Source organism: Leucobacter sp. NPDC077196 (assembly GCF_040687075.1).
Classification (GTDB): domain Bacteria; phylum Actinomycetota; class Actinomycetes; order Actinomycetales; family Microbacteriaceae; genus Leucobacter.
The window spans coordinates 13126-30403 of sequence record NZ_JBFBML010000009.1; the positions used below are offsets into that span (position 1 = coordinate 13126).

18 protein-coding genes are annotated in these 17278 nt (G+C 67.8%); 13 read left to right on the forward strand and 5 right to left on the reverse strand.

The genetic code is table 11. The features are described from left to right. Position 1: 1 nt before the first annotated feature. On the reverse strand, positions 2–883 hold the full coding sequence (locus tag AB0O71_RS10215; protein ID WP_363744926.1) for a LysR family transcriptional regulator ArgP: 882 nt from the start codon (positions 881–883) through the stop codon (positions 2–4). A 90-nt stretch (positions 884–973) separates the two neighbouring features. Here AB0O71_RS10215 and AB0O71_RS10220 point away from each other — a divergent pair, with 90 nt between their 5' ends. Further along, the gene (locus tag AB0O71_RS10220) at positions 974–1588 is read left to right on the forward strand and encodes a LysE/ArgO family amino acid transporter (RefSeq protein WP_363744928.1); all 615 of its coding nucleotides are present in this window, start codon (positions 974–976) and stop codon (positions 1586–1588) included. Between the two features lie 20 nt (positions 1589–1608). Here AB0O71_RS10220 and AB0O71_RS10225 read toward each other — a convergent pair whose 3' ends face one another. Beyond that, complete coding sequence (locus AB0O71_RS10225) at positions 1609–2355, reverse strand: response regulator (protein ID WP_363744930.1); 747 nt, start codon at positions 2353–2355, stop codon at positions 1609–1611. Further along, positions 2352–3587 (reverse strand): ATP-binding protein, encoded by a 1236-nt coding sequence (locus AB0O71_RS10230; protein ID WP_363744932.1) that lies wholly within the window; start codon positions 3585–3587, stop codon positions 2352–2354. The genes AB0O71_RS10225 and AB0O71_RS10230 overlap by 4 nt, the downstream gene beginning before the upstream one ends. A gap of 167 nt (positions 3588–3754) precedes the next feature. Between AB0O71_RS10230 and AB0O71_RS10235 the strand changes: the two genes are divergently transcribed. The 5 genes from AB0O71_RS10235 (at position 3755) to codB (ending at position 8874) form a co-directional block, all read left to right on the forward strand. Beyond that, complete coding sequence (locus AB0O71_RS10235; RefSeq protein WP_363744934.1) at positions 3755–4756, forward strand: tripartite tricarboxylate transporter substrate-binding protein; 1002 nt, start codon at positions 3755–3757, stop codon at positions 4754–4756. Then, positions 4753–5412, forward strand: coding sequence for a tripartite tricarboxylate transporter TctB family protein (locus AB0O71_RS10240; protein ID WP_363744936.1), 660 nt, complete (start codon positions 4753–4755; stop codon positions 5410–5412). Before AB0O71_RS10235 ends, AB0O71_RS10240 begins: the two co-directional genes overlap by 4 nt. Positions 5413–5414: 2 nt before the next feature. Then, entirely contained in the window at positions 5415–6962 is a 1548-nt protein-coding gene (locus AB0O71_RS10245; protein ID WP_363744939.1) for a tripartite tricarboxylate transporter permease, read from the forward strand. 119 nt (positions 6963–7081) lie between these two features. Continuing rightward, on the forward strand, positions 7082–7588 hold the full coding sequence (locus AB0O71_RS10250; RefSeq protein WP_363744941.1) for a nucleoside deaminase: 507 nt from the start codon (positions 7082–7084) through the stop codon (positions 7586–7588). Continuing rightward, positions 7585–8874, forward strand: coding sequence for a cytosine permease (codB, locus tag AB0O71_RS10255; RefSeq protein ID WP_363744943.1), 1290 nt, complete (start codon positions 7585–7587; stop codon positions 8872–8874). Before AB0O71_RS10250 ends, codB begins: the two co-directional genes overlap by 4 nt. A 22-nt stretch (positions 8875–8896) precedes the next feature. On the opposite strand, the gene AB0O71_RS10260 is transcribed toward codB, so the two are convergent. After that, positions 8897–9967 carry a beta-eliminating lyase-related protein gene (locus tag AB0O71_RS10260; protein WP_363744945.1) on the reverse strand — a complete coding sequence of 357 codons (1071 nt, stop codon included), beginning with the start codon at positions 9965–9967 and terminating at the stop codon, positions 8897–8899. A 138-nt stretch (positions 9968–10105) separates the two neighbouring features. Between AB0O71_RS10260 and AB0O71_RS10265 the strand changes: the two genes are divergently transcribed. From AB0O71_RS10265 to AB0O71_RS10280, 4 genes are all read left to right on the forward strand, one after another. Next, positions 10106–10990 carry an ABC transporter ATP-binding protein gene (locus AB0O71_RS10265; RefSeq protein ID WP_363744947.1) on the forward strand — a complete coding sequence of 295 codons (885 nt, stop codon included), beginning with the start codon at positions 10106–10108 and terminating at the stop codon, positions 10988–10990. Then, positions 10990–11874, forward strand: a complete 885-nt coding sequence (locus AB0O71_RS10270) for an ABC transporter permease (protein WP_363745062.1) — start codon at positions 10990–10992, stop codon at positions 11872–11874. The genes AB0O71_RS10265 and AB0O71_RS10270 overlap by 1 nt, the downstream gene beginning before the upstream one ends. A gap of 218 nt (positions 11875–12092) precedes the next feature. Beyond that, entirely contained in the window at positions 12093–13364 is a 1272-nt protein-coding gene (locus AB0O71_RS10275) for a sensor histidine kinase (protein WP_363744949.1), read from the forward strand. Then, positions 13364–14002 (forward strand): response regulator transcription factor, encoded by a 639-nt coding sequence (locus tag AB0O71_RS10280; RefSeq protein WP_363744951.1) that lies wholly within the window; start codon positions 13364–13366, stop codon positions 14000–14002. The genes AB0O71_RS10275 and AB0O71_RS10280 overlap by 1 nt, the downstream gene beginning before the upstream one ends. A 167-nt stretch (positions 14003–14169) precedes the next feature. On the opposite strand, the gene AB0O71_RS10285 is transcribed toward AB0O71_RS10280, so the two are convergent. After that, on the reverse strand, positions 14170–14988 hold the full coding sequence (locus AB0O71_RS10285) for a siderophore-interacting protein (protein ID WP_363744953.1): 819 nt from the start codon (positions 14986–14988) through the stop codon (positions 14170–14172). A gap of 195 nt (positions 14989–15183) precedes the next feature. Between AB0O71_RS10285 and AB0O71_RS10290 the strand changes: the two genes are divergently transcribed. From AB0O71_RS10290 to AB0O71_RS10300, 3 genes are read left to right on the forward strand one after another with little or no spacing between them, the layout of a single operon-like run. Beyond that, positions 15184–15543 carry a GntR family transcriptional regulator gene (locus AB0O71_RS10290; protein WP_363744955.1) on the forward strand — a complete coding sequence of 120 codons (360 nt, stop codon included), beginning with the start codon at positions 15184–15186 and terminating at the stop codon, positions 15541–15543. Continuing rightward, on the forward strand, positions 15540–16454 hold the full coding sequence (locus AB0O71_RS10295; RefSeq protein WP_363744958.1) for an ABC transporter ATP-binding protein: 915 nt from the start codon (positions 15540–15542) through the stop codon (positions 16452–16454). The genes AB0O71_RS10290 and AB0O71_RS10295 overlap by 4 nt, the downstream gene beginning before the upstream one ends. Beyond that, positions 16451–17161 carry a hypothetical protein gene (locus AB0O71_RS10300; RefSeq protein WP_363744960.1) on the forward strand — a complete coding sequence of 237 codons (711 nt, stop codon included), beginning with the start codon at positions 16451–16453 and terminating at the stop codon, positions 17159–17161. The genes AB0O71_RS10295 and AB0O71_RS10300 overlap by 4 nt, the downstream gene beginning before the upstream one ends. Positions 17162–17278: the final 117 nt, after the last annotated feature.

Sequence of the window (17278 nt, forward strand, 5' to 3'; positions counted from 1 at the left end):
TTCACCCGAGGGCAGCGGCGGCTTCCTCTGCGATCACCCGCGAGAGTCCGTCGAGCACTGGCGAGTCGAGCTTCCATCGCTGCCAGAACAGGGGCATCAGGATCGGCCGTTCGCCGAGCGCAACGAGGCGCCCGTCCGCGATGCCGACGGTGCACTGCAGCTCGGGAAGCATGCCCCACCCCATGCCGAGTTCGATGGCGAGCGCGAACTCGGCCGAGGACGGGATGAAGTGGCGGGGCGGTTCGATACCGGCCCGGGTCACGCGGCGAATGAATCGCTGCTGGAACATGTCGTGCCGGTCGAACTCGAGCTGGGGTGCCGTGGCGAGTGCCGAAGCCGTGACGCCGCTCTCGAAGTGACGCGCGGCGAACTCGGGGCTCGCCACGGCGAAGTACCGATCACTGCCGATACGCGTCGACGTGCACCCCGGCACCGCTCGGGCGGTGGCGGTGAGGGCTGCCATTGCCGCACCGCTGCGCAAACGCTCGGTGGAGATGGTCTCGTCGGCGCGCAGCACTTCGAACGTCGCTCCGGTCTCGCGCGTGGCCCGTGCGAGGGCGGGAACGAACCACGTGGCGAGCGAATCCGCATTCACAACGATGGGAATGAGCGTTCCCGTCGCGTCGTTCGACCCGAGTTCGGCTGCGGCATCCGAGGCGATGCGCTGCACTTGCCGGGCCGCTCGCAGCACCACGGCCCCTGCTGCGGTCACGGTCACCGGACGGGTGCGCTGCACGAGCACCGTTCCGACGCGCTGCTCCATCGCGCGCACCCGCTGGCTGATCGCGGACGGGGTGATGTGCAGGCGCCTCGCCGCGCCCTCGAAGCTCCCCTCTTCGATGATCGCCGCGAACGTGGTGAGGTGCTCGACCGGGAAGTCCATAGTGCGATCTTAAGCAGGATTCATGATGATGAAGCAAATACACGCAGGCTAAATTCGCGAACGTGGTCTCCGCCCGCGTACGTTCGGATCGTGATCATTCCATTTCTCATCGGCGCCGGCAGCGGCTTGTCGCTCATCGTGGCGATCGGCGCGCAGAACGCGTTCGTGCTGCGACAGGGCATCAGGCGCGAGCATGTGCTGCCTGTCGTGCTCATCTGCGGGTTCGCCGATGCGATCCTCGAGTTTCTCGGTGTCGCGGGAATCGGTTACGTCGTCGAGCGCGCGCCGGTGCTCCTCGAGATCGTGCGCTGGGGCGGCGTCGCATTTCTGCTCTGGTACGCGTGGTCGGCGGCGCGTCGCGCGATGCGCCCCGCTGGGATGGTCACGGGGCGGGCCGACGCCGCGCCGCTGCGCCAGACCCTGACGGCGTGTCTGGCGATCACGCTGCTCAACCCGCATGTGTACCTCGACACGATGGTGCTGATGGGGTCGCTGGGAAACGCGCAGGGGGATCCGGATCGCTGGTGGTTCGTGCTGGGCGGCGCCCTCGCGAGCCTGTGCTGGTTCTTCCTCCTCGGCTACGGCGCCCGAGCGCTGACGCGCTTCTTCGAGACGCCGCGATCCTGGCGCATCCTCGACTCCGTGGTCGCCGTCACGATGCTGGTCATCGCAGCGCGCATCGCCTTCGGGGGCATCGGCGCCTGAGGCTCGGAACCGGGAGGGGGCTAACCCTCTGGCGGCGGCACCAGGCGGTACAGCACCTCGGGGCGTCCGCGCTTGCCGTAGCGGTGCGCGAGGTCGATCGCTCCGATCTCCACCAGATGATCCAGGTAGCGCCGGGCGGTAGCACGAGAGATCTCGCACCGGTTAGCGAGCTCGGCTGCGGAGAGCGGGGCCACGGGATCGAGCGCCGAGAGCACCGTCGACAGGGTGACCTCGGAGATGCCTTTCGGGAGCGCGGCCGGTTTCGAATCGCGTGCAAGGTCGGCAGCCGCGGGAGTCACGATGCGGCCGGTCGTCTGCAGGCGATCGATCTCGCCCTGGCCCAGCGTCACATCTCGTGCGGCGGCTCCGATCTCCCGGCGCTCGGTGCGGTAGTCGTCGAGGCGAGCGTGCAGCGCGTGCTCGGTGAACGGCTTCACCAGGTACCCGATGACGCGAGCGGCGAGTGCCTGCCGCACCGTGACTTGATCTCGCGACGAACTGATGACGAGCACGTCAGGTGACGCGTCGCGCACGGTGCGCAATCGGTTCAGCACCTCGATGCCGCTGACGTCGGGCAGACGCATGTCGAGGAGCACGAGGTCGACATCGCCGCGCAGACTGTGCAACACGGCAGCGCGGCCCGTGCCCACCGTGGCGGTGACCACGAAACCTGGAGCCCGCGAGATGTAGAGCCCGTGCAGTTTGCGAGCGCCGGGGTCGTCATCGACGACGAGCACGCGGATCGCCTCGGGTTCTCGTTGGTTCATGTGCGCGCTCCGATCTCGAAACGGAATCGGGCGCCACCGAGATCCGAGCGGCCGAGCTCGAGCGTACCGTCGCGGTCGGCGATGACGCGGCGCACGAGATCGAGCCCGATGCCTCGCCCGAGCCCGGCGGGATCGAGTTTTGATGTGACCCCGCGAGCGAAGACGCGGTCGGCGGCGTTCGCCGCGATCCCCGGGCCGTTGTCGGCGACTTCGCCGTGGAGCAGGCCGTCGACCTCGACGAGCGCGCACCTCACGTGCGTCGCACCCGCTTCGCCCGCATTGCGGCACAGGTTCGCCAGCACGAGGGTCACATCGTCGTCGACATCCGAGTCGACGTCGATGGTGGTCTCGAGTACCGCTCCGAGCCCACCGAGTTCGGCGCGCAGCGCGTCGAGCGTTGCGCGAAGCAGCGGATGTCGCGTTGCGGCGGCGTCGCTGTTGTCATCGATGGGGGCAGCTACAGCGATGTACGCGAGCGCTTCTGCCGTGTCGCCGTGCGAGACGAGACCGTGGATCACGTGGAGGCGCGTGTGAAACTCATGGGTCTGCTCTCGCAGCGCCGCGGCCGTGCGCTGCATGCTCTCCGATTCGCGCGCGAGTGCGTCGAGGCGGCGGAACCGCCGTTCGAGAAACGCCGCGAGCGCAGAGCTCGCGAGCGTTCCGAGGAGCAGGGCGCCGACGGCCCAGGGGAGCAGCTGACGCAGCGCCTCCTCGAAGTCAGCAGCGATGCGTGATTCCAGGATCCCGACGGAGAGGGATCCGATGACCTCGCCCGACGCACCGCGCACGGGCACCTTCGCGCGCAGCGTGCTGCCGATGGTGCCGCGTTCTGTGCCCAGGAACTCGTTCCCCGCAAGCACGTCGTCGATCGACGTCGACACATGCCCACCGCGCAAGGCGGGTGTCGGGTGGGTGATGCGAATACCGCGATCGTCGGTGACGACGAGGTAGTCGACACCGGCTGCCTGCTCGACCACGTCTGCGAGCGGCTGCAGCTCGCGGGTGGCGTCACCGACATCGTCACCCGTGCGTGCGAGCACCGTGCGCACCTGGTCCAACTGCGCCAGGCTCATCGCGACGTCGCGCACGCGCTCGCCGGTTGCCTCGCGAATACTCGTTTCCTGCACCGAGACAGCGATGCTCGTCGTGACCCCCACACTCGCCAAGACGAGCAGGGTCGGGAGCAGCAAGATCGCGAGCCGCACGAATCGCGACGTCGACCAGTGCGCCATCGCTGAACCTCCTGTCACCGCGTTCGCCGCCCCGGCTGCGTCGCCTCGGCCGTGAGCGCTGTGAGTACTTATGAGCACAAATCGCGCGGTGCCTGCGCGCACGGGAAATGGTTGACATCTTATTAGGCGTCAGTGTGGCACAACGGCGTCCGCACGGAGGAGTGAAGATGACAGTTACACCGCAGCGAACTGTGCGCCGCACGGTGCTCCGCACTATCGGTGGCGCGATCGCCGCCACGGCGGTCGGGGTGGCCGCCTTCGGATCGTTCAGCTCGGCCGCGGCCGGCAGCGACATCCAATCGTCGCTCACGATCATCGCGCCGGCCGCGGCCGGTGGCGGTTGGGATACCGTGGCCCGCGAGATGCAGCAGGCCCAGCGCGCGAACGGGCTGAGCGCCAATGTGCAGGTCGTCAACATGCCTGGCGCAGGCGGCACGATCGCGCTGGGCAATCTCTCCACGCTCGAGGGGGAAGCGAACACGATGCTCGTGGGCGGAACCGGGCTGCTCGCCGCGACGATCCAGTACGGATCCGACGCGACGCTCGACGATGTCACCTCGCTCGCCGTCGTGTTCGAGGAGTACGACGTCATCGTCGTTCCCGCCGACTCCCCCTATGAGACCCTGGACGACCTCGTCGAGGCCTGGCGCGACGATCCGAAGTCGATTCCATGGACCGGGGGCGGCTCCTTCGATCAGCTCGTTGTCACCGATCTCGCGCTCGCCGCAGGGATCGAGCCCACCGAGACCACATACATCTCCTCGGATGGCGGCGGCGAGGCCGTCGCCGCCCTGCTGAATGGCACGGCTCAGGCCGCGACCGGCGGGTACCCCGACAACATCGACCAGATCGAGTCGGGCCGGCTCCGCGCACTCGCGATCGTCGCAGAGGAGCCCATCGAGGGCATCGACATTCCGACGGCGCGCGAGCAGGGGTACGACATCACGCTGGCGAACTGGCGCATGCTCGCCGCACCCGCGGGGCTCACCGAAGACGAGACGGCGGGCCTGAGCGGCCTGGTCGAAGACACGCTGGCGACGCCGGAGTGGGCAGACGCCGTCGAGCGATACCACTGGACCGAACAGGTCATCACCGGCGACGAATTGGGCGCCTTCCTCGTCGAGGAACGCGCCCGCATCGCTCGCCTGTACGAGGAGATGGGGCAATGACGCCGACCAACAATCCGACCGCGATGTCCGCCGTCGTCGGTGAGGAGATTCGCTTCTCGGCGGGCAGCCCGCGCACGACGGCCTGGCTCAGGCACCTCATCATGCCCGCGCTGCTGCTCGCGTTCGCCGCGTATCTCGGCTTCGGCATGCTCACCATGCGGGTGCCCGAGGGCACCGCCTTCCCCGGCCCGCGCTTCTTCCCAGCGATCATCGCGAGCGGGCTCGTGCTCTTCGCGATCCTGCTCGTCGTCTCTGCCGCGAAGCAACTGCGTGCCGAGAGCGCCGCCCGCGCTGCGGCGACGCGCCTCGTCGACGATTTCGAGTTGCTCTCGGCGGAGCACGATGACGCTGCGGAGCGCATCGGGACAGCGGAGAGCGACGGAGCCGCGAGCGACGGAGCGCGCGCGGTCAAGATCGATTGGCGGTCGCTCGCCTGGGTGATCGGATCGTTCGCCGCGTTCGCGCTGCTGCTCGACGTGCTCGGCTGGATCATCGCGGCCGGTCTGCTCTTCTGGTGCATCGCGCGCGGGTTCGGGTCGCGAAAGCCGATCGCAAGCCTCGTCGCCGGCTTCACGGTGAGCTCGCTCGCCTACATCGCGTTCGACATGGCGCTCGGCATGTCACTGCCCTCGGGCATTCTGGGTGGGGGGTTCTGACCATGGAATCGCTGCAGCTTCTGATGGAGGGCTTCGCCGGAGCCCTCACCTGGCAGAACCTCGTGTGGGTGCTCGTCGGTTGCCTCCTCGGCACCGCCGTCGGAGTCATGCCCGGCCTGGGATCGTCGATGGCGGTGGCGCTGCTGCTGCCCGTCACCTTCTCGCTCGAGCCGACGGCCGCGTTCATCATGTTCGCCGGTGTGTACTTCGGCGGGCTCTTCGGCGACTCGACCATGGGCATCCTGATGAACACGCCGGGCCAGGCCTCGGCGATCGCCTCGACGTTCGAGGGTCACAAGATGGCGCTGAAAGGCAAGGCCGCGCAGGCGCTCGCGACCGCCGCGATCGGGGCATTCATCGGCGGCTTCATCGCATCGATCCTCGTCGTGTTTCTCGCGCCAGCGCTCGCCGACTTCTCCTCGAGCTTCGGCCCGGCCGAGTTCTTCGCGCTCGCGGTGTTCGCATTCGTCGCAACCTCATCGGTGGTGACCGATAATGCGGTGAAGGGCCTCGCAGCGCTCTTCATCGGCCTCGGCATCGCGGTGATCGGGATCGACGGCGCCTCGGGTGCACCGCGCTTCACGCTCGACTCCCCGTTCCTCTTCGACGGCGTCTCTCTCGTTACAGTGACGGTCGCGGTGCTCGCGCTCGGCGAAGTCATCTACGTCGCGTGCCTCGAACGGCATATGAACGACAAGGCCATCATCAAGCCCAAGGGGCGTCCATGGCTGTCGAAGGCGGAGTTCCGCGAGGCAATGCCCGCCTGGCTGCGCGGCACGGCGATCGGCGTCCCGTTCGGCATCGTGCCGGCCGGCGGCTCGGAGATCCCCACATTCCTCGCGTACGGTCTCGAGAAGCGCCTCGACGCGCGTCGAAAGACGCCCCGCTTCGGCACGGGCGCGATCCGCGGTCTCGCCGCTCCCGAGGCCGCCGGCAACTCGACCACCGGTATGGCGATGGGCGCACTGCTCGCGCTGGGGCTCCCGATCTCGGCGACCGCCGCGATCATGCTCGCCGCGTTCCGCCAGTACGGCCTGCAGCCCGGTCCGCTGCTCTTCGAGCGCGCTCCCGATCTCGTCTGGGTGCTGCTCGCGAGCTTCTTCATCGCCATGATCGTGCTGCTCATCTTGAACCTGCCGTTCGCGATGCTGTGGGCGAAGCTGCTGCTGATCCCGCGACCGTACCTGTACGCGGGTATCACGCTGTTCTGCGCGCTCGGCATCTACGCAACCTCGGGATCGATCTTCGACTTGTTCCTGCTGCTCGGCATCGCATTCGTCGGGTTCCTGATGCGCGCACTCGACTTCCCGATCGCGCCGCTGATCATCGGGATGGTGCTCGGCCCGCTCGCCGAGACGAGCCTGCGCGACGCCGCCATGAGCGCGGGCGGCGACTTCTCGGTGCTGGTGCAGGGGCCGATCACACTGACGCTCTACGCACTGCTGCTGCTCGTGCTCGTCTTCGCGGTGCGGGGCCGGATCGTCGGTCGGCGCCGCGCGAGGGCTGAGGCGGCCGAACGCGAATCGGAGGCCAGCGTCGAGGCTCGGTGAGAGATGCGGCTTCGGTGAGACCTTTGAATGACGAAGCGCCTCACCGAAGCCGCCTCTCTGACCGAGCACGCGCTGGGGTGGCGAACGACGCGGTCCCGCGCGACGATACGATTGCAGTCATGCCGATTTCCGCTGAAGACCGCACGTACCTCGACCTCGCCATCGAACAGGCGCAACTCGGATGGGAGGAGGGCGGAGTGCCGATCGGCGCCGCGCTCGTGCGGCACGGCGCTGACGGGCCCGAGGTGCTCGCCGTCGGCCGAAACCGGCGCGTGCAGATGGGCAGCGTGATCCGCCACGGCGAAACCGACTGCCTCGAGACCGCTGGTCGTCTGCCGGCGAGCGTCTACCGCGAATGCACCCTCTACACGACGCTGTCGCCGTGCACGATGTGCGCGGGCACCGCCATCCTGTACGAGATCCCGCGCATCGTCATCGGCGAGCACCGCAGCTTCGAAGTCTCCGAATCCTGGCTCGCGAGCAATGGCACCGAGCTCGTGATCGCCGATGACGCGACCTGCATCGACCTGATGGATCGCATGATGCGCGAACGCCCCGAGATCTGGGCGGAAGACATCGGCATCGAGACCGACGAACTCGCCGGCGGTGCCCGGGTCGGCGAGTGAGCGCAGCACCCGAGACCGAGGCGGTCATCGACCGGGACTACCCGGTCACCCCCGTGCCGCAGCACGCGCGCAAGGGGTTCTTCTCGCTCATGGTGGTGCTGCTCGGCTTCACCATCTTCACGCCGACCATGCTCGCCGGAGCCGCGCTCGGGCAGTCGTTCGCGCTGAACGATCTGCTCCTCGTGATCCTGCTCGGTTCGGCGGTGCTCGGAGCCTACGTCGCGATTCTCGGGTGGATCGGCGCACGTACGGGGCTCACCACCGTGGTGATGGCGCGCTACACGCTCGGCACCCGCGGGTCGAAGCTCGCATCAATCCTGCTCGGAGGAACGCAGATCGGCTGGTACGGCGTCGTCATCGGAACGATCGGTGAGCTCACCGCGCAGGCGTTCGGGTGGGAGAGTTTCGCCGCGAAAGCCGCGGTCATGGTGGTGGTGAGCGCGCTCATGTGCGCGACCGCCGTCTACGGCTACCGGGGCATGTACTGGGTGTCCCTGATCTCGACCCCGCTGATCCTCATCCTGGCGTTCTGGGTGATGTTCCGGTCGCTCGACGAGGTGGGCGGCTGGGTCGGTCTCGCCGCCGTGCAGCCGGATGCATCGATGTCGATGCCGATCGCGGTCGCCGTCACCACGGTCGTGGGAACATTCGTCTCGGCGGGAACGCAGGCTCCCAATTGGACGCGCTTCGGCCGCACCGGGCGCCAGGCGGTGCTCGCGTGCGTCATCGGCTTCTTGATCGGCAATGGGCTGATGATCTTCTTCGGCGCAGTCGGTGCGATCACGTTCGGCGAGGGCGACTTCGTGCTCGTGCTCTTCAACCTCGGCCTCGTCGGCTGGGGGCTCTTCCTGCTCTTCGGTAACCTGTGGAAGTCGAATGCCGACGCGGCGTACTCCTTCGGCGTGGCCGGCGCGGAGCTCTTCGAGAAGCCGAGCAAGACCCGGTTCGTGATCATCGGCTCGATCATCGGCACCGTGCTCGCGCTCTTCGGCGTCAACGAGCACCTGCCCCAGTACCTCGGGCTGCTCGGCACGTTCATCCCGCCCCTTGGCGGCGTCATCATCGGCGATTACCTCGCGCGGTGGCGGCGCACCCAGATGCCAGAGGGGGAGGCGCTGCCGCGCGCGAACTGGGTCAACCTGGGCGTCTACGCGATCTCGTGCGCGCTCGCCTGGTTCGCCGGCGAGTTCGGGATCGGGATTCCTCCGATCATCGGCGTCGTTGCCGCCCTGGTGCTGTCATTCGCCCTGGCACGGCTGTCGCCCCGGCGGCCGCTCGCGGGGTGAGGTCGCTCGCGGGCTGAGCGAGTCAGCCGGCGAGCGCGGCCAGCAGTGCGTCGACGTCCGCCTCGGTCGTGTCGAACGCGCACATCAGGCGGTAGAGCCCGGGCTGCGTCGGCCACGCTCCGAATGCGAACGCGGACTGGGCTCGCGTCGCCACGTCGGCCGGCAGCTCAACGAAAACGGCGTTGGACTCGATGGGCTGGGTGATCCTGATCCCGGGAACGGCGTCTTCGAGTCGACGTATCCCGGTCGCCAGGCACTGCGCGAGTTCGTTCGCACGCGTTGCGGAGCGCAGCCACAGCTCGTCCTCGTACAGCGCGACGAGCTGCGCCGAGATGAAGCGCATCTTCGAGGCGAGCTGCAGGTCGATCTTGCGCAGATAGCGGATCCCGTCAGCAGCTTCCGGACGCAGCACGACGACGGCCTCCGCACCTAACAGACCGTTCTTCGTGCCGCCCAGGCTCAGCAGGTCGACGCCGACGTCGGTGGTGATCTCGCGCAGCGACGTGCCGAGGTGCGCGGCCGCGTTGCCGAGCCGGGATCCGTCGACGTGCAGCACCATGCCGAGTTCGTGCGCCTGGTCCGCGAGGGCGCGGATCTCATCGGGGGTGTAAACGGTGCCGAGCTCGGTCACTTGCGAGATCGACACCGCGCCCGCCTGAGACCGGTGCTCGCTGCCGAAGCCCCACGCCTCGCGAGCCACGAGTTCGGGGGTGAGCTTGCCGTCGGGCGTCTCGATGCCGAAGAGTTTGAGACCGCCGGTCTTCTCGGGGGCGCCGGCCTCGTCGGTGTTGATGTGCGCGGTGCGAGCGCAGATGACGGCGCCCCAACGGGGGAGCGCGGCCTGCAGTGCGAGCACGTTCGCGCCGGTGCCGTTGAAGACGGGAAACGCCTCCGCCTCGGCGCCGAACAGTTCGCGAGCCACCTCTTGGAAGCGGGCCGTGAACGGGTCGCCGCCGTACGCGGGGACGTGGCCCGTGTTCGCGAGCGCGAGCGCCTCGATCACCTCTGGGTGGGCGCCCGACCAGTTGTCGGAGGCGAACGCGCGGGAGACTGGCGCGGTGGCTGCTTCAGGCGATGCGGCGTGCTGGCTCATCGCTCCAGCCTACGCTCGGCGAGCCCGCGGCGGGAGCGCGGACCCCACGCGGAACCCGGCGCGCGTCCTCCGATCGGTGGACACCAGGTCGCCCATCCGGTCGTTCCCGTCAGCCGCCTCGACGGGCACTCTGGAAGCATGAACAGCACACTCAGCTCCGCGGCCGTCTCGGTGCGCGGTCTCACGAAGCACTACGGATCGCGACGGGTGCTCGACGGCGTCGACCTCGACATCGCTCGCGGTGAGACCTATGCGCTGCTCGGGCCGAACGGCGCGGGCAAGAGCACGGCGATCGAGGTGCTCGAGGGGGTGCGGCGGGCGACGAGCGGGGAGATCTCGGTGCTCGGCGAGCACCCGCTCTCGGCGACACGGTCATGGAAGTCGAGGATCGGCATCGTCGCGCAGTCGACCGGCGACGCCGGCCCCTACACCCCGCGCGAACTGATCTCGCACTTCGCAACGCTCTACCCGAACCCCCGCGGCGTCGACGAGGTGCTTGATCTCGTAGGGCTCACGGAGCAGGCGAAGACACGGGCGACGAAACTTTCAGGCGGCCAGCAGCGGCGGCTCGACGTCGCGCTCGGCATCGTAGGGCGACCCGAACTCGTCTTCCTCGACGAGCCGACGACCGGCTTCGACCCCGAAGCGCGGCGCCAGTTTTGGGCGATGCTCGACGGGTTGACGGGCGAGGGCGCTGCGGTGCTCCTCACGACCCACTACCTGGATGAGGCCGAATACCTTGCGGATCGCGTCGGCGTGCTCTCGGGCGGCACGATCGTCGCCGAAGCGACGCCCGATCTGCTCGGCGGCGCGGAAGCACGCACGCCGATCGTGAGCTGGCGCGACACGGCGGGCGTGCAGCACGCGGAGCGCAGTGCCACGCCGGGAGTGCTCGTCGAACGATTGATGCACGAGGCGCGCGAGGTCGGGCTCGCCGGCGGGCCGGCCGAACTCGAGGTGCGTCGGCCGGCGCTCGAAGACATCTACCTGGACCTGATCGGCGCGAACGGAGCAGAACGATGATGACGAATGATGCGGTGCCGACGGTGGAGCGCTCGAGCGCGCCCCTCCCTTCGCGGGTGTCCGGCGCGCGACTTCCCGGGATCCTGCGCGCGGGATTCGCGAACATCGGTTTCGAGCTGCGTGGGTACTTTCGCACTCCCGACGCCGTGTTCTTCACCTTCCTCTTTCCGCTGGTGCTGCTCGGCATCTTCGGCGTGGCGTTCCAATCGACCGGAGAAGTGGGTGTGCTTGACGATGGGACCGGCGGTGTGACGATGGCCGCCTACTACCTTCCCGGCATGGTGGCGGCAGGGCTGCTGCTCATCGGTGTGCAGAACCTCGCAACGGATATTGCGCGCGAGCGCAGCGATGGTTGGTTGCGGCGCCTCGGAGGTACGCCGCTCTCGCCGGTGAGCTACTTCATCGGCAAGATCGGCATGATCCTCGTGACGGCTCTCGCGCAACTGGCACTGCTCATCGCGTTCGCCGTTGTCGCGTTCCAGGTCGAGCTGCCCACGGAGCCCAAGCTGTGGCTGCGCCTCGCATGGCTCTTCGGGCTCGGGATCGTCGCAATGGCCCTGCTCGGCGTCGCGCTCTCCGCGCTGCCCCGCTCGTCACGCAGCGCAACGGCGGTGATTCTGCCGATCGTGCTGCTGCTGCAGTTCATCTCGGGTGTGTACCTGCAGTTCTCGATGCTGCCTGAATGGTTGCAGCAGGTGGCGAGCTTGTTTCCTCTGAAATGGTTGGCGCAGGGCATGCGCTCGGTGTTCTTGCCCGACCACTTCAAGTTGCAGGAGCTCGGGGAGTCGTGGGATCTCGGTCTGGTCGCCCTGAACCTCGGGGCGTGGCTCGTGGTCGGCCTCGTGCTCAGCCTCCTCACGTTCAGATGGCAGCGGCGGTCATAGGCGAATGCGTGAGCATTCGCGATCGCCGCTGGTGCCGCCCACGGCGGCAGCCTACGGAGCGGAGCGCGGGGTGAGCGGCGGTCATAGGCGAATGCGTGAGCATTCGCGATCGCCGCTGGTGCCGCCCACGGCGGCAGCCTACGGAGCGAAGCGCGGGGTGAGCGGCGGTCATAGGCGAAGTTCGGCCCCCGACGCGCGGGGCGTGAGAGAGTGATGCCATGAGCCCGACCGAGACGCCGTCGATTGCCTCGGGACGCTTTCCCCTGCGCTGGTGGGACGCCGGCGTTGCCGTTACGCTCACCGTGATGGCGCTGGTCGGCGGTCGCGAGCTCCAGTTCGACGGCGAGACGCCGACGAGGGCGCAGGCCATCTGGACCTTCGCGCCGCTGGCGCTGCTCGCGGTCTGGTATCTCGCAGCGGGGCGTCGGGTGATGTTCAGAGCCGTGCTCGACCTGCCACCGCGCGCGACCGATGCGGTCTTCGTGGTCGGGTTGATGGTATTGATCGGTGTTGCGACCTTCGGCGTCGCTTCCTACGCCACCTTGCAGACGATCGGTTACCCGCTGATCTGGACCATCGCGCGCCGCTACCGCGCTGCGGTTGCCTGGAGCGCAGCCCTCGCCATCGCCGTGTGCATCGGTTTCGTGGGGTCGGGCGAACCGTTCGATCGCGTCGGCGGTTTCTGGGGCGCGTTCGCCGTTTCAGCCCTCTCGCTCATCTTCGCGGTGGTCATGGGAACGTGGATCACCGGAATCCACGCGCAGGGCGAGCGTCATCGGGAGCTCGCGGACGCCCTGCGGCATTCGCAACACGAGGTGGCGGCGCTCTCAGAAGCCGCGGGGGCCGCAGCGGAGCGCGAGCGGATCTCGCGCGACCTGCACGACACCCTCACGCAGACGCTTACGGGGTTGGTGATGCTCAGCGAGCAGGCGGATCGCGCGCTCGCCGCAGACGATATCTCCGCTGCGCAGGACCGGCTCGAGCGAGTGCGTTCGGCCGCCCGTGAATCGCTGCAGGAGGCGAGAGCGCTGGTCGCCACGACGCAACCGCTTGGCGATGGCGGTCTCGAAGCGGCGATCGAGCGCACCGCGACGCGTCTGAGAGCGGACACGGGTCTGCGGGTGCACTGCGATCTCGCATCATTGCATCTCGACCGAGAGCGGCAAGTGATGCTGTTGCGCGCCACCCAGGAGGGGCTCGCGAACGCGCGCAAGCACGCGCGTGCCGGCACGGTCGCCATTACGTTGACGCGCGCCGCCGACGGCGACGTCGTGCTGCGCGTCGACGATGACGGGGTGGGGCCCGGTACGGTGGGAAATCCTGTCTCCGACGGCGGGTACGGCCTCACCGGCCTCGCCGATCGCATCAGGGGAGTGGGCGGGGAGGTGCGATTCGGGCGGGGGCCCGAGCGCGGCGCTCGCCTGGAAGTGCGACTGCCCGCGACTGTTGCGGCGGCCGCTCCCGGTCACGAGCGAGAAGGAGTTCGTTGATGGTGCGCATTCTGGTCGTGGACGATCACCCGATCGTGCGTGCCGGTATCGCGGGTCTGCTCGCGACCGAGCCTGATTTCGAGGTGGTCGGCGAGGCGGACTCGGGTGAAGCTGCGCTCGACCTGGTGTCGGCGGCGCGTCCGGACGTCGTGCTCATGGATCTCCGGATGCCGGGAATGGGCGGCGTCGAGGCCACCCGGCGACTCACCCGCCTCACGGCATCGCCCCCGCGGGTGCTCGTCTTCACGACATACGAGGAGGACGACCAGATCCTCGCCGCCATCGAGGCCGGAGCCAACGGGTACCTGGTGAAGGCGGCCCCCGCCGAGGAGCTCGCGGCAGGGGTGCGCGCGGTTGCCGCCGGGCAGACCGTGCTGGCGCCGTCGATCGCGGCTCAGCTCGTCGCACGTGCGCACTCGGGTACTCGGGAGCATCTCGAGCGTGGGCCGCGACTCACCCCGCGCGAGGTCGAGATTCTGCGGCTGGTAAGTGCGGGATTGAGCAACCCGGAGATCGCGGGGACGTTGTTCATCGGAGAATCGACCGTGAAAACGCATCTGCTGCGAGCGTTCGAGAAACTCGGCGTCTCAGACCGGACACGAGCCGTGACGCGCGCGATGGAACACGGGATCCTCTGACCCACCGCTGGTCCTGTGGATAACTACACCCGGGTGATTCATGCCGAAGAACCCGCTGAAACGGCTTGATCCTGCGGAACTTGCGAGTTGCGCGTCGAGCTATCGATGGAGTTGTGCACAGAATGAGCGATCATCTGTGAAGAATTACACGGATGTAATTCGCATGCCTATCGCTGGCGCCAGTACCCGCAGAAGTCGACAGCCTGCTTGGCGACTTCGCGCTCGTTGACAAGGTGTCGGCGACCACCGGTGGCCAACGCCTGCTCGCCGGCGACGAATGCTGAGACGGGGCCTGCCGTGGCGGACGCCGGCAGTTCGCGGAGCGCGTCGAGAGCTGCAGCTCCGGGGTGCGCGCCCGGCTGTCGAACGATCCACTGCACGTCGACGCCGTTGGGAGCCGCGACGGCCTGGCGATCCTCGAGCTCGGGCACCTCGATGATCGCGTGGCCGGAGCTCTTCGGATCGATATCGCGCAGAATGCCGAGCACCGCGGGCAGCGCGCTCTCATCGCCCACCAGCACCACTCGATCAGTGCCGGTCACCGCACGGTAGCCGCACCCTTGATCGATCAGAGCGACCCGATCCCCGACGGGAAGCGAAACCGCCCATGGTGCAGCGACGCCGGCATGGGCCGGATCCTCGGATTCGTGGGCGACGAAATCGATGTCCATCTCGTTGATATCGGGCCGAAATTCGCGCACGGTGTAGTTGCGGATCTCGGGCCGCGTCGCCTTCGGCAGGGCGAGGTACTTCAGGTAGCCGCGGGTGTCGAAGCGGTCGGACATGCGGTCGAAGCGAGTCGCCTCACCTGCAATCGGCATTGCGAGCCGGAACCACTGGTCGAAGCCGAGGTGCCGCCAGCCCGAGAGGTCGTCGCCGCCGATCGTGAGGCGCACGAAGCTCGGAGAGATGCGGTCGGCCCGCACGACCTCGGCGGTGACGAGCCCGGTCTCGGCGTGGGCGACGACGATGTTGCTCGAGGGCATGGCAGGTCCTTCGGTTCGAGGGGGTCGACGGCATGACGCGGCCGGAGCACCTCAACGCTAGTTCATCAGATGAATGTCCTGCAAGTCGTCATTGACAGACTCAGCGGCGGTATGTAGGTTCATTAGTGAAGTAACTAACCAAACAAGCTTGGGCCGGAATTTCGGCCATAGCACCCGACTGAAACGAGGTGAGGAGTGTTCGATGATAATCGTCCGATCTTCCTCCAGCTCGCCGACCGTCTCGCAGACGATATTCTGCGCGGCACCTACGACGAGGACGAGCAGGTTCCATCGACGAACGAGCTCGCCGCCCACATGCGCATCAACCCAGCTACAGCAGGCAAGGGGCTCAGCCTGCTGGTCGACCAGGGGATCCTCTATAAGAAACGCGGCATCGGCATGTTCGTCGCCGAGGGGGCCCGGGCGCGCATCGCCAGGGATCGGCAGCACGGTCTCACGGAGCGGTTCGTGCGCCCCCTGCTCCACGAAGCGGCCGCTCTCGGCCTCACCCACACCGACGTTATTCGACTCATCGAACAGGAAGCGGAACAATGACCCAGATCGCCATTGAGACCCGCGGGCTCACACGACGCTACCGAGGTGCCACCGCCCTCGACGACGTCACGGTGCAGATTCACGCGAACACCATCACCGGATTGCTGGGACGCAACGGCGCGGGCAAGACCACGCTCATGTCGCTGATCACGGCGCAGGATCGCCCCAGCTCGGGCACCGTCGAGGTCGATGGGCATGATCCCTTCGAACGGGCAGAGACCATCGAGCGCATGTGCTTCGTGCGCGACAACCAGCGCTACCCCGACGACTACACGCTGAAGCTCGCCACGCGGGCTGCACGCTTCTCGTTCCCGAACTGGAACCAGGAGGTCGCGGACCGCCTCATCGATGCATTCCGCATCCCGAGCAAGACGATCATCAAGAAGTACTCGCGGGGGCAGATGTCGGCGCTCGGCATCGTGCTCGGCCTCGCCTCCCGCTCTCCCATCACCTTCTTCGACGAGCCGTACCTCGGGCTCGATGCGACGGCGCGTGCGATCTTCTACGACGAGCTGCTGCACGACTACGCAGAGCACCCGCGCACCATCGTGCTCTCGACGCACCTCATCGACGAGATGGACCGTCTGCTCGAACGCGTGGTCGTGATCGATCAGGGGCGCATCGTGAGACACGAAGACGTCGACGAGATGCGCGGAAGCGCCTTCCAGGTCGCGGGCAAGGCCAGCGAGGTCGACGACTTCCTCGTCGGGCTGCCGGTCCTCTCGCGCCGTCGTATCGGTGGGCTCGCGACGGCCGTCGTCGACGCGCCGATGGCAGCGCAGCACCGTGCAGCTGCCGGCGGTCTCGAACTCACCACCGTCTCACTGCAAGACCTCGTCGCCGCCTACGGTCTCGGCGACACCGCCGTCGACGACGAGGCGGAACTGCACACGGAACGGAGCGCAGCATGAACCGCATCATGAACGTGACACGCTTGCACATGAACAAGATCGGGAGCTTCGTCTCGGTCCCGGTGTTCATTCTCGCGCTCGTCATGGTGATCTCGATCGTGATTGCGATCGCCATTCAACGCGCGACGGGGAGCTCGGGAGGCGCGGAGTACATCGACGGAGCCCGTCAGAACGGCGGCGTGGTCTGGTCGCTGCCCGGCTTCCTCATCTACTACGGCGTGCAGGCCGTGGCGACGACCTACCCCTTCGCCCTGACACTCGGCACCACGCGCCGCAACTTCATTCTCGGCACGATGCTCTCGAACGTGCTGCAGGCGGCGTACATCTCGCTGCTGCTCGTGGCACTGCTCGGCATCGAGCTCGCCACCGACCACTGGTTCATGTCGGTGTACGTGCTCGACGTCTACCTGCTCGGCTCGGGCGATCCATGGGTGCTCGCGGCCACCGGGTTCCTCGGAGTGCTCTTCTGCCTGACCATCGGCGGGTTCTTCGGCGCGATCTGGGTGCGCTTCGGCGCGAAGGGCCCGGCGATCGTGGGGGCCTCCGTGGGGCTCGCGCTCGCGGCGCTGCTGCTGGTCTTCGCACCGCAGCTGCCCGAGATCGTGATGGGCATCACCCGATCGGATATCGCGCTCGGAGCGATTGGAGCGATCGTGCTGGCGCTCATCGTCACCTGGTTCGCCATGCGCCGGGCAGCGGTGCGATAACCGCCGCCGCTTTCATGCGGCACGACGCGGTGCGGGCGCCGGGTGGGTTCGATGCAGAACCCGCCCGGCGCCCGTCGCTGTCGTTGCGCCCCCCCCCCCGGCTCTCACCGGCCGGGT

Excerpts from the sequence above, each read along its gene's own strand:
- AB0O71_RS10215 (WP_363744926.1), bottom strand. The coding sequence starts at position 883 with ATGGACTTCCCGGTCGAGCACCTCACCACGTTCGCGGCGATCATCGAA.
- AB0O71_RS10225 (WP_363744930.1), bottom strand. The coding sequence starts at position 2,355 with ATGAACCAACGAGAACCCGAGGCGATCCGCGTGCTCGTCGTCGATGAC.
- AB0O71_RS10230 (WP_363744932.1), bottom strand. The coding sequence starts at position 3,587 with ATGGCGCACTGGTCGACGTCGCGATTCGTGCGGCTCGCGATCTTGCTG.
- AB0O71_RS10235 (WP_363744934.1), top strand. The coding sequence starts at position 3,755 with ATGACAGTTACACCGCAGCGAACTGTGCGCCGCACGGTGCTCCGCACT.
- AB0O71_RS10240 (WP_363744936.1), top strand. The coding sequence starts at position 4,753 with ATGACGCCGACCAACAATCCGACCGCGATGTCCGCCGTCGTCGGTGAG.
- AB0O71_RS10245 (WP_363744939.1), top strand. The coding sequence starts at position 5,415 with ATGGAATCGCTGCAGCTTCTGATGGAGGGCTTCGCCGGAGCCCTCACC.
- AB0O71_RS10250 (WP_363744941.1), top strand. The coding sequence starts at position 7,082 with ATGCCGATTTCCGCTGAAGACCGCACGTACCTCGACCTCGCCATCGAA.
- AB0O71_RS10260 (WP_363744945.1), bottom strand. The coding sequence starts at position 9,967 with ATGAGCCAGCACGCCGCATCGCCTGAAGCAGCCACCGCGCCAGTCTCC.
- AB0O71_RS10265 (WP_363744947.1), top strand. The coding sequence starts at position 10,106 with ATGAACAGCACACTCAGCTCCGCGGCCGTCTCGGTGCGCGGTCTCACG.
- AB0O71_RS10270 (WP_363745062.1), top strand. The coding sequence starts at position 10,990 with ATGACGAATGATGCGGTGCCGACGGTGGAGCGCTCGAGCGCGCCCCTC.
- AB0O71_RS10275 (WP_363744949.1), top strand. The coding sequence starts at position 12,093 with ATGAGCCCGACCGAGACGCCGTCGATTGCCTCGGGACGCTTTCCCCTG.
- AB0O71_RS10280 (WP_363744951.1), top strand. The coding sequence starts at position 13,364 with ATGGTGCGCATTCTGGTCGTGGACGATCACCCGATCGTGCGTGCCGGT.
- AB0O71_RS10285 (WP_363744953.1), bottom strand. The coding sequence starts at position 14,988 with ATGCCCTCGAGCAACATCGTCGTCGCCCACGCCGAGACCGGGCTCGTC.
- AB0O71_RS10295 (WP_363744958.1), top strand. The coding sequence starts at position 15,540 with ATGACCCAGATCGCCATTGAGACCCGCGGGCTCACACGACGCTACCGA.
- AB0O71_RS10300 (WP_363744960.1), top strand. The coding sequence starts at position 16,451 with ATGAACCGCATCATGAACGTGACACGCTTGCACATGAACAAGATCGGG.